The organism is Enterobacter mori (assembly GCF_025244905.1).
GTDB classification, from domain to species: Bacteria; Pseudomonadota; Gammaproteobacteria; order Enterobacterales; family Enterobacteriaceae; genus Enterobacter; species Enterobacter mori_A.
The window spans coordinates 3,141,543-3,154,147 of the sequence record NZ_CP104285.1; the positions used below are offsets into that span (position 1 = coordinate 3,141,543).

Sequence of the window (12,605 nt, forward strand, 5' to 3'; positions counted from 1 at the left end):
TGTTGGCCTCGCATATCGCGTTATAAAAGGGCGCAACGAATTGCGCCCAGTGAAGACAAAACAAAGATCTTATTTACCGATAAACTCAGCCAGGTTGGACTGGTCTACGCCCACGTATGGCACGCGAACGATTTTGTTTTCAATTTTCCAGGTCGTGCCATCAGCAGCACCTTTACCGTCGGCCAGGTTTTTCGCCAGGTCGAAGGTGGCTTTCGCCTGGTTGTTGGCATCGTTCAGAACGGTACCGGCCATCGCACCGGATTTAACCAGCGCCAGCGCTTCTGGCAGAGCATCTACGCCGAACACAGGAATGGAGGATTTGTTGTGTGCTTTCAGCGCTTCAACGGCACCCATCGCCATCGCATCGTTGTTCGCAATAACCACTTCGATTTTGTTGGCGTTCGGGCCAGACAGCCACGCGTCCATCTTATCTTTCGCCTGAGCGGTATCCCACATCGCGGTATCTAACGCCAGCTGCTGGGTTTTCAGGCCCTTGTCGTTCAGCTCTTTGATAACGTAGGTGGTACGGGCTTCAGCGTCCGGGTGGCCTGGCTCGCCTTTCAGCAGAACGAACTGAATTTGACCGTCTTTGTTCAGGTCCCAGTTCGGGTTCGCCGCCCAGTGTTTCGCGATCAGATCGCCCTGAATAATGCCGGACTCTTTGGAGTCAGTACCGACGTAAAACGCTTTGTCGTAGCTATCCAGCGCCTTACGGGAAGGTTCTTTGTTGAAGAAGACGATTGGCACGTTCTGGCCGCGCGCTTTCTCAATAACCGTGCCTGCTGCAGCCGGGTCAACCAGGTTGATCGCCAGGGCTTTCACGCCTTTCGCCAGCAGAACGTCGATCTGGTCGTTCTGTTTGGACTGGTCGTTCTGGGAGTCGTTCATCAGCAGCTGAACGTCTGGCGCTGCTTTCGCATCTTTCTCAATCGCTTTACGCACAACGGACATGAAGTTGTCGTCGTATTTATAGATGGTCACGCCAATACGGGTATCCGCAGCGTGCGCTGCTGCACCAAAAAGCATGCTTGCCATTACAGCAGACAGAGTCAACACCTTCTTATTCATGGTATCTCCGGTTTTTTTTATGCAGGGTAGTTCTTGTGAATAACGGTCGGCGGGCAGGTGTTAATAAAACGTTACTGTTCGCCGAAGTTCACTTATAAAATTTCTATCTTCCGTGTTCGGTAACGCTCCAGAAATGCGTTTTATTCGTTGTTTTCGGCTCGCTGGCTATAGTGAAAATGATTAATCACCGTTACATAGCGTTTCAGCCTCTAAAACGCTGACATCATAGTCAGCGGCTTGTTAAGATACTGTGAATTTACTCACAGATTGAAAACGGTTACATCACACCACATAATTAGTTAGTGATCGGAGCCACAGTTTGCCGAATAGAAACAGAATGCCGCCTGACTAAAGTTGGCATGAAACAGTGTGTTGCATCCGGATCCAGCAGGCCTGCGGCACCCTGTAACGCCAGTTCTGTTGCCAGTTTCGCCATCGAGGCAATAGGGTAACGCACGGTGGTTAACTGCGGGTCGGTGTAACGGGCAATCGGGATATCATCGAAGCCAATCAGCGATAAATGCTGCGGCACCGCAATTCCGTTGTCTTTCAGCGCAGTCAGCGCCCCTGCCGCCATGCTGTCGTTATAGGCAAACACGGCAGAAAGTTGCAAATTACGGCCCAGCAGCTCGACCATTGCGGCTTCCCCGCCCTGCATGTCCGGCGTACCGGTTCCTACCCAGCTTTCCAGCGGGACAATGCCGTGCTCCTTCAACGCATTCTGCCACCCTTCCCGACGCATTCCGTCGTCTTCAATCTGGTGGCTGGAAGCAAGATACCCGATGCGCTGATGGCCGTTGCTGATGAGCATCCGCGTCGCCATCATCGCGCCGCTGACGTTATCCAGCCCGACGCAGCGGTGCGCGTAGCCTGGCACAATCCGGTTGATTAACACCATCCCGGGGATCTGCTCCATAAACCCGGCCAGCTCTTCGTCGCTTAACGCTTTTGAATGCACAATCAGGGCATTGCAACGCTGGCGTATCAGTACCTCAATGGAATGACGCTCTTTTTCCGCCTCGTGATAGCTGTTGCCAATCAGCACATATTTCTGGTGCTGCTGGGCGACAACGTCCACCGCTTTAACCAGCGCACCAAAGAAGGCATCCGACACATCCATCACCACGACGCCAATGGTATCGCTCACCTGCGTCGCCAGCGCCTGCGCGTTGGCATTTGGCCGGTACCCAAGCTGAGTCACGGCTTTCATTACGGTTTCACGGGTTTCAGGGCTGACCAGCGCGCTGTTGTTCAGCACGCGAGAGACGGTAGCCACGGAAACGCCCGCCAGGCGGGCGACGTCACGAATGGTGATCATGTTCACCATCCTTTAAAGGATTGCAGCAACTCACAGACACCCCCTGTGTTTAGCAAGGTGGCTATTTTGGCAGCGAGAGAGCGGGGACTACGTGAAGAAGCTCACACAGATGAAAACGCTTACATCCATTTTGTTAATGATTGTGATCCAGATCGTTATCCGGATGTATTACGCAATGATACACCCGAAGCATGTGCGGTTAATTTGCGCCAGACCCACTCCAGCGGTCCCTGGCGGAAATAACGCAGCCAGATAACGGAAAACGCCAGGTTAACCATCCAGACCGGAATAACAAACGCCAGCAGCGTGAGTCGGTCGAATTTCATAAACAGGCCAAATCGGTAGAACAGCGTGGTGCAGATCAGCGTTTGCAGGATGTAATTGCTTAACGCCATGCGGCCAACGCAGGCCACGGCGCTGACAATCCACAGGCGGGAAAGCTGCGGCCAGAAACCATAGATCAGCGCCGCGTAGCCAATGGTCTGGAACGGAGCGCTAAGCTCACGCGGTACCTGAAGCAGAAAAGCGCACCAGCGGTAATCCCAGTGAAGATGCCACTGCATTATCACCGCCGGAAGATTAATCACCACGCCGAGCAGGACCAGACCCGCGCCCGTGCGGCGATAGTGGCGCAGGCTGAATTCGCCCTTCAGCCAGCCGGTACGCATCAGGGATGCCCCCATCAGCATCATCCCTGCCAGCTGCCAGCCGTACTGCGCGCCCAGCGCCAGGAGATTATCACCGAGCATATCGGCCCGATTACCGATCGCCTCAGCCCCCCCTTTCAGCTTCCAGAACTGCTCATACTGCAGGTTGGCCGCGTCGGGGATCCACGAGCGGTTTGTTGAATCGCCAGAGATAACGCCCAGCAGAAACAATACGCAGAGCCCCATGACATAGAGCATCACGCCGGTGTTGAACAGGCTTTTTACGCTGGGCGCATCGCGGATAAGTCGCCAGCAAATGAGCCCGACTAAGCCGTAGGCGAGCAGAATGTCGCCATCCCAGAAGAACAAACCGTGAATAAAGCCGAGGATCGCCAGCAGCGTTAAACGTGACTGGATCCAGCGCGTGCCGCGTTTGAGCAGAAGCTGCAACCCTGCGCCAAACAGCAGCGCAAACAGCGTCAGGAATTTAACCTGCGCAAAGAGATCGAGGATCGCCCATGTCCAGGCATCGCTTCGGGTGATATCGCCGTACCAGGCGGGATTAAGATAAGCGGCCTTCGGCAAACCGAAGGCGCTAATATTGAGCAGCAGGATACCGAGTATGGCGACGCCGCGAACAAAATCGAGCGTGACGTTTCGCTCCATGGTCCCTGCCCTGTCTGATTAATTGTGGTGACGCACGGCGCGCAGGAACTCCTGGCGGGTGTTCTGGCTCGATTTAAACAGACCGCCCAGCGACGTGGTGGTGGTTGCGCTGGTCGCATCACGCACGCCACGCGCTTTCACGCAATAGTGCACCGCGTCGATGGAGACCGCCACGTTATTGGTACCCAACAGCGTTTGCAGCGCGGTCAGGATCTGCTGCGTCAGACGCTCCTGCACCTGCGGACGCTGGGAGAAGAATCGCACGATACGGTTGATTTTGGACAGGCCAATTACCGTGTCTTTTGGAATATACGCCACGGTCGCTTTGCCATCGATGGTCACGAAGTGGTGCTCGCAGGTACTGGTGAGCGTTATATCGCGCACCGTCACCATCTCATCGACCTTCATTTTGTTTTCAATGACGGTGATTTTCGGGAAATTGGCGTAATCAAGGCCAGAGAAAATCTCGTCGACGTACATTTTCGCGATGCGCTGAGGCGTCTCCATCAGGCTGTCATCGCTCAGATCGAGATTCAGCAGTTGCATGATCTCGGTCATATGCCCGGAAATCAGACGCTTACGGGTTTCATTATCCAGTTCCTGAACCGGTGGACGCAGTGGCGTTTCAAGACCGCGCGCAACCAGGGCTTCATGGACCAAAGCAGCTTCTTTACTGAGTGATGACATTCTTTTCTCCTGCAGGTGTGGCGTCTTTTGCCCTCGTTGTGGCAAAAGTGTGCGCTCATTGTGCGTGAGGCGGCGCACATAATCCAGTATTCACGATGATAATTATTGCAATTGCTGCTGCCTTTCAGCCTGACGGTTCCAGACCAGTGCCCCGCCGATGAACAGCGCGATGCCCGCCAGCCCCAGCGCAGGCTCCAGCCGATGCGTAAACCAGGTGGATAGTGCGGACGTTATAGGGCCAATCAGCTGGCCGATGGCATAGCCGGTGGTGAGCAGTCCCGCCATATAGCGCGTGTGGTTCGGTGCCAGCTCGCGACCGTATAACAGAGAAAGCTGCACGGCACATAAGAACCCGCCGCCGACCAGCAGACCCCCCGTCAGCAAACCGCCAATGCCCGGCAGCAGCCAGGCTGCCAGCACGCCTGCGCCCTGTAACCACAAAACAATAGCCAGCCTGCGATTAGCCGTGGATGTATGGCGCAGTATGATGCTAAGTACGATGCCGATGACGGCAGCGAAACCGAAAATCGGCCAGACAAACTGGGCAAACAGGCTGCCGGGAAAACGCACCGCCGCCATTTGCGACAGGAAGGTCGCCGGGAGGATATAGCCAAACCCCGCGAGGCTGTAGCTCCAGACCAGGCGCTTTAAATCCGCCGTCAGCACCAGCGGCTCCGGTGCAGTTCCAGGCCGATGGAGTTGCCCGGATCGCGGCAGGTAGCGTGCCACCAGCGCAATCAGCACCAGCGCCAGCACGCCGTAAATCTGCCATGCCGCCCCGGCGGAGAGCGCCTTCGCCTGAATATAGACCGCGAGCAGCCCGCTCAGGGCAATGCCTGCGCCCGGCCCGGCAAAGACCGCGGCGCTGAGCCCCGGTTTGCCCAGCTGACCCAGTCGCTCATTGGTCCACGCGGCTATCAGCACCATAGACCAGCCGCTCATGCAGCCGATCGCGAAGCGCAGTAAGCCATGAACCACGGCGTTATCCGCCGCCGCCGAGAGCAGCGTCAGCGCAACCGCGCCAGTGATGCCCAACCAGAGGCGTGTTTCCACAAAGCGATGGGCGCGCATGGCATCCCACGCCCCCACCAGATAGCCCAGATAGTTCATCGCCGCCACTAGACCCGCACTGGTTAGCGTGAGTTGCCCGGCGGCAATCATCAGCGGTACCTGAGGCGTAAAGGCAAAGCGCCCGATCCCCATAGCCACCACCAAAACCACAAATCCGCTGAGCGCGATACGCAGCGCCATGACCGCTCCAGTTGTTAAAGAAAAGTAAATTTATGATGCAGTATCTGAACGCAAGGGGAAAGTGAAAGTTGCTCACAGGTCAATGAAAACTCTGTATTATGGATTTTATGAATACGTATCTTCATTAAGGAGCCTTGCATGGAACTGCTCGAAGAGCACCGTTGTTTTGAAGGTCGACAGCAGCGCTGGCGGCACGACTCCACCGTACTGAACTGTGCGATGACGTTCAGCATTTTCCTGCCGCCGACGGAAAACCCGCCGGTTCTGTTCTGGCTTTCAGGCCTGACCTGCAACGACGAAAACTTCACCACCAAAGCCGGTGCGCAGCGTATTGCGGCCGAGCTTGGCATAGCGCTGGTGATGCCAGACACCAGCCCGCGCGGGGATGAGGTCGCTGACGATGCCGGATACGATTTAGGCAAAGGCGCCGGATTCTATCTCAACGCTACCGAGCAGCCGTGGGCGAGCCACTACCGCATGTATGACTACATTCGTGACGAGCTGCCTGCGCTGATTCAGGCAGAGTTTGCAGTGAATGACCGTTGCGCCATCAGCGGGCACTCAATGGGGGGTCACGGTGCGCTTATCATGGCGCTGAAAAACCCCGGAAAATATACCAGCGTGTCGGCGTTCGCGCCGATTGTGAACCCAACGCAGGTACCCTGGGGGCAAAAGGCCTTTACGCACTATCTGGGCGATAACGCAGAAACCTGGCAGGAATGGGACAGCTGCGCGCTGATGCTGGCAAGCCAGACAGAGGATGCGATCCCAACGCTTATCGATCAGGGTGATGCGGATCAGTTCCTCGCCGGACAGCTACAGCCTGCGGTGCTGGCTGAAGCGGCTCGCCAGAAGGACTGGCCGCTGACGTTGCGCATTCAGCCGGGGTATGACCACAGCTATTACTTCATCGGGTCCTTTATTGAGGATCATCTCCGCTTCCATGCGGCGCATTTGTTTGGGTAAGAACGGGTGATTGCCGGGTGGCGGCTTCGCCTTACCCGGCCTACGTTCGTGGTTTTTGTAGGCCCGGTAAGCGAAGCGCCACCGGGCATAAAGGTTACATCAGAACGTATAATCCACGCCCACAAAGTAGCGACGACCATCTTCCGTATAGCTGTAATCGTCACGGCTCAGGTCTTTATCCAGCAGGTTCTGTACCCCTGCGCGCAGCTTAACGGCTTTCGTTGCCTGCCATGCCGCACCGGTGTTCCAGATAACGTAGCCGCCCGGCGTCGGTTCACCGCTGGTGAGCGCGCGTTTCTCGCCTTTATAGTTACCCTGCACATAGAACGACCAGTCCTGAGTTGCCTTCCAGTCAACGGTTCCGTTGGCGGTGTGGAACGGCAGTTCGGAGAGCGGCTTGTTGCCGCCGTTGCTGATGTCACGACCATCGTTGTAGGTGTAGTTCAGCGTGACTTTCCAGTCTTCGGCAATCGGGAACTTCAGCTCAGTTTCCACCCCACGAATACGCGCCTTGTTGACGTTGTAATAGCGGAAAATGGGTTCGCCGTCGGCGTTCAGCCCAACATAGTTCGGGTAGCTTTGCGCCTGGTTCACGTTAGCCGTACGGCTGATGCTGATACGGTCGTCCACATCGTTCTGGAAGGTGGTGATGCTGGCCTGAACGCCTTCTAACCAGCCCTCTTCCCCGCTGTAGTAGAGGCCAAGCTCGAAGCTTTCGCTGGTTTCCGGCTTCAGGTCCGGGTTACCGACAATCTCGCAGGCGCCGCGGCAGGAACCGGTGATCCAGTCCGGGCTGAGCTGCAGCAGCGATGGCGCTTTAAATGCGGTGGCCCAGCCCCCTTTCACCGTGACGGTGTCGGTCGCGTTGTAGACCAGATAGGCACGCGGGCTCCAGTGGTCGCCATAGGTTTCATGGTCATCCATACGGATGCCGGTGGTCAGCGCCAGCGGCTCGAAGATACGCCATTCATCTTCAAGGAACAGCGCGTACTGGCTTGCCGAGGTCGTGCTGCTGGTGCTCCCCGTCAGGTTGACCGGATCCTTCAGCTTGTCGTGACGCCACTCTCCGCCGAAGGTCAGCAGCTGATTGATTTCGCCCAGCGGCAGCACGTATTTCCCGTCAACCGCGTTGCTCTCGGAGGTAATCGGACTGCTGTTGCCCGGATTTTTGTTGTCGACCTTCTCGCCGTACACCTTTAGTTCACTGTTGCCTACGCCCCAGCGGCCGTTGTGGCTGAGGGAGTAGTTCTGGCGCTCAAGGCGATTTTTGTCGAGGGAGTCCGAGTCGCGATCCTGACGGTCGAAACCGTATCCCGCGGTAAAGTCATGATTTTCCGTCGGCGTCCAGGCGAATTCGACGTTGGCATCGCGGCTGGTGAAGCCTTCGATACGCGGCGTTTCACCGCTCGCGGAGGTAGAGGATTGTTGCTGATCGTCTTTTTCACGTTTAGACACGCTGCCGTAGGCTTTCAGCCCCAGCACGCCGTCCACCAGCGGGCCGCTGGTGTAGAACTGACCGTTATTGGTGTCACCGCGGTCGCGGTGTTCCTGAATGGTTGAATCCGCGCTCAGGGTACCGGTCCATTTCTGACCGATTTTTTTGGTGATGATATTGACCACGCCACCCAGTGCATCGGAACCGTAGAGGGAAGACATCGGGCCGCGCACCACTTCGATCCGCTCGATGGCGTCGACAGGCACCCAGTTCAGGTCAAAATCGTTGTGGCGGAATACCGCATTGCGGGAGTTAACGCGTTTGCCGTCGACCAGAATCAGCGTGTAGCTGCTGTCCAGGCCGCGAATACTGACCCCTTTGCGGTTGTCCCCTTCGTTTGTGAGCTGTACGCCAGGCACATCCTGTAACACATCTTTCAGGTTCTGAACGGGCTTACGCTTCAAGTCTTCCTGGGTAATGACGCTAATGCTCGCCGGTGCGTCTTTCAGGTTTTGCTCGGTCGCTGATGCCGTTACAACCAGTGTGTCGCCAGATTCCGCAGCGATAACAGGCAGGGCCAGGGACATTGCGGACGCACAAAGTCCTCCCCTGACGAAAGGATTCAACCTAAACATTCCATATCTCCATGAGGTAAATACAACTAAATCAACTAGTTACTGCTCACAACGCCTTACGATCCGCCCGCATCTTCGGCAGGTCGGTGTTTTGCTTATTATTTGGTAACGATAAAGCAAACGATAACTATTATCAATTAAATTGTTAAAAATTATATCCGTCCTGCATACTGTGGAGATAAAAAAGCCCGCTCAGGTGAGCGGGCTAAAAGAGAGGAAGTGCGGTTATTGTTTAAATCGTTCCGGGAAATCCATTTCGCTGTAGCGAACGAAGTGGGTTCCTTTCGTCAGTTTGTAGCCAAACCAGATGATGAGGAACAGCGGAATACCGATGTAGGTGGCCGTGACAGCGCCCCAGTCAATGGAATCCGCAAGGAAGGCTTCATAGTTCTGCCCTAGGGTAATAATCAGGCACAGAATGAAGGCGAAAATCGGCCCCAGCGGGAAGAACCCTGAGCGGTACGGCAGGTTGTTCAGGTCATGGCCCTGCATCACGTAGCCGCGACGGAAGCGGTAGTGACTGATGGCAATTCCCAGCCAGGCGATAAAGCCCGTCATCCCGGAGGTATTCAGCAACCACAGGTAGACCGTCTGGTTGCCAAACATAGAGGTCAGGAAGCACAGACCGGCAATGACCGTGGTCGCATACAGCGCATTACGCGGCACACCGCCACGTGACAGTTTGGCGAAAATACGCGGGGCTTTACCGTCGCAGGCCAGGGTGTACAGCATACGGGTGGATGCGTACATACCGGAGTTACCCGCAGACAGCACCGCCGTCAGGATCACCGCGTTCATCACCGCCGCCGCCGAGAGCAGACCCGCGTGCTGGAAGACCAGCGTGAACGGGCTGACGCTGATGTCTTTGACATCATTACGCAGCAGGCTCGGGTCGGTATACGGAATAATCAGGCTGATAATCAGAATAGCGAACACATAGAACAGCAGAATACGCCAGAACACCTGACGCACCGCGCGCGGAATGTTCTTCTCCGGGTTTTCAGACTCACCGGCGGCAATACCGATAAGCTCGGTCCCCTGGAAGGAAAAGCCGACAATCATCGCCACGCCAATCATTGCCGAGAAGCCCCCGGCAAACGGCGCATCGCCTATCGTCCAGTTACTCCATCCGGCAGGCTGAGCGCCTTTAAAAATACCCACGATCATCGCCACGCCGACAACGATAAAGATGATGACGGTAGCCACTTTAATTAAAGAGAACCAGTATTCGGCTTCACCGAAACCACGCACGGAGATGTAGTTCAGCAGGAAGATGACGGCCAGGAACAGGGCGCTCCAGATCCAGCCCGGCGTATCCGGGAACCACCAGTTCATCACCAGCTGTGCGGCGACAAGGTCAACGGCGATGGTCACCGCCCAGTTGTACCAGTAGTTCCAGCCCAGCGCGAAGCCGAAGCCTTCTTCAACGTATTTTTGCCCGTAGGTTGAAAACGAGCCGGACACCGGCATGTAAGCCGCCAGTTCGCCCAGACTGGTCATCAGGAAGTAGACCATCAGGCCAATCAGGATATAAGAGAAGAGTGCCCCACCCGGGCCTGCTGCCGAAATCGTTGCGCCAGAGGCAACGAAAAGACCTGTACCGATTGAACCGCCGATAGCGATCATCGTCAGGTGACGCGCCTTAAGTTCGCGACGTAGCGCGGGCGCTTCTGTGGTTTTAGTTTCTGAAACCATGTGAAAATGCTGTCCATTTATTAAATGAGGCGCGATTGTAGCAGACGATCTCCGTTCCTTCCGGCAGAAATACCCAGTTATAAGAGAGCTTCATGACTCGGCCAGGATTATAAGTAAAGCATAATTTTTCCCTCTCCCCTTTTGGGAGAGGGTCAGGGTGAGGGGCAATTTTACATCTCGCAATAGCGCAGAAAACGCTGGAGCGAACTGGAAAGGTGTTTCTGGCGGTGATGAATGCACCACAGCGTGCGCACCAGCTTCGGCAGAGGAATGGGGATCTCAACCAGTGAGCCGGTTTCCAGCTGTTCAGCGATCACGCGGCGCGAAAGACAGCTGATGCCCAGGCCATGACGCACCGCGTGCTTAATGGCCTCTGAGTTGCCCAGCTCCATCCCCAGTTGGAACTGCGGCAGATGGGAGAGCAGCAGGTAATCGACGATTTCACGCGTGCCGGACCCCTGCTCGCGCAGGATCCACTGCGCCTGCGCCAGACGTTCCAGCGTCACCTCGCCCTGTAATAAAGAAGAGGCCGGTGAGGCAAACACCACCAGCTCATCTTCCAGCCAGGGTTCGGCAATGATATCCACGTTGTGGCATGGCCCTTCAATTAGGCCGATATCGACGCGGAAATCGATCACCGCGTTAATCACGTCCTGGCTGTTGCCCACGCTCATCTCCAGCGGCAGCGTCGGGAAATCCCGGCGGTAGCGGGCAATCACCTCCGGCAGGATGTAGTTACCAATGGTGCTGCTGGCAAACACGCGGATCGCGCCGTTGTCTTCGCGGAACAGCTGTTCAATTTCGATGGCCTGTTCCAGCAATGCCAACGCGCGTGGGTAAAGCAGACGGCCATGTTCGTTGACCACCAGCCGCTTCCCTACCCTGTCGAACAGCTGCACGCCCAGCTGTCCTTCGAGATCGGTCAGCGCCGCACTGACCGCAGACTGCGAGAGCGCCAGCATCTGCGAGGCCTGGGTCGTCGATCCACTCTTCAGCACTTCAGTGAAGACTTCCAGTTGACGCAATGTAATGTGCATGGTTGTTTACCACTTATATAGATTAATTATAAATATATAATCAATTTTATTTTTAAGCCAGTGCGCCGTAACCTTTAAGCCAGACAAAGGAGAAGGTTATGTCAGAACTCACCTTACAACATCATCGTACAGTGTGGCACTTCGTGCCGGGTCTTGCGCTCAGCGCCGTGGTAACCGGCGTAGCATTATGGGGCGGCAGCATTCCCGCCGTTGCGGGCGCAGGTTTCAGCGCCTTAACGCTGGCCATTTTGCTCGGCATGGTGGTCGGGAACACCCTATACCCGCACATCTGGAAATCCTGCGATGGCGGCGTGATTTTCGCCAAGCAGCATCTGCTGCGCCTCGGTATCATTCTTTACGGCTTTCGCCTCACCTTTTCGCAGATTGCGGATGTGGGTGTGAGCGGAATTGCCATTGACGTCCTGACCCTGACCAGCACCTTTTTACTGGCCTGCTTTATCGGCCAGAAAGTCTTTGGGCTGGACAAGCACACCAGCTGGTTGATCGGTGCCGGGAGCAGTATCTGTGGGGCCGCGGCGGTGCTGGCAACAGAACCCGTCGTAAAAGCAGAAGCCAGCAAGGTGACCGTGGCGGTGGCGACGGTGGTGATCTTCGGTACGCTGGCGATCTTCCTCTATCCGGCAATGTACCCCCTGGTTGCCCACTGGTTTAGCCCGGAAACCTACGGCATCTATATCGGTTCGACCATGCACGAAGTGGCCCAGGTGGTGGCTGCGGGTCACGCCATTAATCCGGAAGCCGAAAACGCGGCGGTGATTGCCAAAATGCTGCGCGTAATGATGCTGGCGCCGTTCCTGATTTTCCTGGCCGCGCGGGTTAAACAGTTGGCGCCAGCAGGCGGTAACGAGAAGAGTAAAATTACCATTCCGTGGTTTGCGATCCTGTTTATCGTGGTGGCAATTTTTAACTCCTTCCACCTGCTTCCAAAAGCGGTTGTGGATATGCTGGTGACGCTGGATACCGTGCTGCTGGCGATGGCGATGGCGGCGCTGGGTGTGACCACTCACGTCAGCGCGCTGAAAAAAGCCGGTGCGAAACCGCTGCTGATGGCGCTGGTGCTCTTCATCTGGCTGATTGTGGGCGGTGGCGCGATTAACCTCGCCGTGCACAGCCTGATGGCATAAACCACTACATCCTTCTCCTGTTAACCCGCTATCATAAGCATTTCGGGTTAACAGG

Annotated in this window: 10 protein-coding genes; 2 read left to right on the forward strand and 8 right to left on the reverse strand. The window is 56.0% G+C overall.

Features of this window, described 5'->3' with window-relative positions:
* Positions 1-69: 69 nt before the first annotated feature.
* The 5 genes from mglB to N2K86_RS14840 all read right to left on the reverse strand — a co-directional run bounded on the left by mglB (position 70) and on the right by N2K86_RS14840 (position 5,637).
* A complete protein-coding gene (gene mglB, locus N2K86_RS14820) occupies positions 70-1,068 on the reverse strand; it encodes a galactose/glucose ABC transporter substrate-binding protein MglB (protein WP_010433541.1) in 999 nt (332 codons plus the stop codon).
* Positions 1,069-1,363: 295 nt separating this feature from the next.
* Positions 1,364-2,386, reverse strand: coding sequence for an HTH-type transcriptional regulator GalS (gene galS / locus N2K86_RS14825; protein WP_260659111.1), 1,023 nt, complete (start codon positions 2,384-2,386; stop codon positions 1,364-1,366).
* Positions 2,387-2,541: 155 nt separating this feature from the next.
* On the reverse strand, positions 2,542-3,699 hold the full coding sequence (gene yeiB / locus N2K86_RS14830) for a DUF418 domain-containing protein YeiB (protein ID WP_260659113.1): 1,158 nt from the start codon (positions 3,697-3,699) through the stop codon (positions 2,542-2,544).
* Between the two features lie 18 nt (positions 3,700-3,717).
* Positions 3,718-4,386 (reverse strand): GTP cyclohydrolase I FolE, encoded by a 669-nt coding sequence (gene folE, locus N2K86_RS14835; protein ID WP_108416598.1) that lies wholly within the window; start codon positions 4,384-4,386, stop codon positions 3,718-3,720.
* 102 nt (positions 4,387-4,488) lie between these two features.
* Complete coding sequence (locus N2K86_RS14840; RefSeq protein ID WP_260659114.1) at positions 4,489-5,637, reverse strand: MFS transporter; 1,149 nt, start codon at positions 5,635-5,637, stop codon at positions 4,489-4,491.
* Between the two features lie 138 nt (positions 5,638-5,775).
* Here N2K86_RS14840 and fghA point away from each other — a divergent pair, with 138 nt between their 5' ends.
* Complete coding sequence (fghA, locus tag N2K86_RS14845) at positions 5,776-6,603, forward strand: S-formylglutathione hydrolase (protein WP_260659115.1); 828 nt, start codon at positions 5,776-5,778, stop codon at positions 6,601-6,603.
* 99 nt (positions 6,604-6,702) lie between these two features.
* Here fghA and cirA read toward each other — a convergent pair whose 3' ends face one another.
* From cirA to yieE, 3 genes are all read right to left on the reverse strand, one after another.
* Positions 6,703-8,673 carry a catecholate siderophore receptor CirA gene (gene cirA, locus N2K86_RS14850; protein ID WP_260659116.1) on the reverse strand — a complete coding sequence of 657 codons (1,971 nt, stop codon included), beginning with the start codon at positions 8,671-8,673 and terminating at the stop codon, positions 6,703-6,705.
* Positions 8,674-8,898: 225 nt separating this feature from the next.
* A complete protein-coding gene (locus N2K86_RS14855; protein WP_108416602.1) occupies positions 8,899-10,368 on the reverse strand; it encodes an amino acid permease in 1,470 nt (489 codons plus the stop codon).
* 170 nt (positions 10,369-10,538) lie between these two features.
* Positions 10,539-11,405, reverse strand: coding sequence for a DNA-binding transcriptional regulator YeiE (yieE, locus tag N2K86_RS14860; RefSeq protein ID WP_260659117.1), 867 nt, complete (start codon positions 11,403-11,405; stop codon positions 10,539-10,541).
* Positions 11,406-11,503: 98 nt separating this feature from the next.
* Here yieE and N2K86_RS14865 point away from each other — a divergent pair, with 98 nt between their 5' ends.
* A complete protein-coding gene (locus N2K86_RS14865) occupies positions 11,504-12,550 on the forward strand; it encodes a YeiH family protein (RefSeq protein WP_260659118.1) in 1,047 nt (348 codons plus the stop codon).
* The last annotated feature ends 55 nt before the right edge of the window (positions 12,551-12,605 follow it).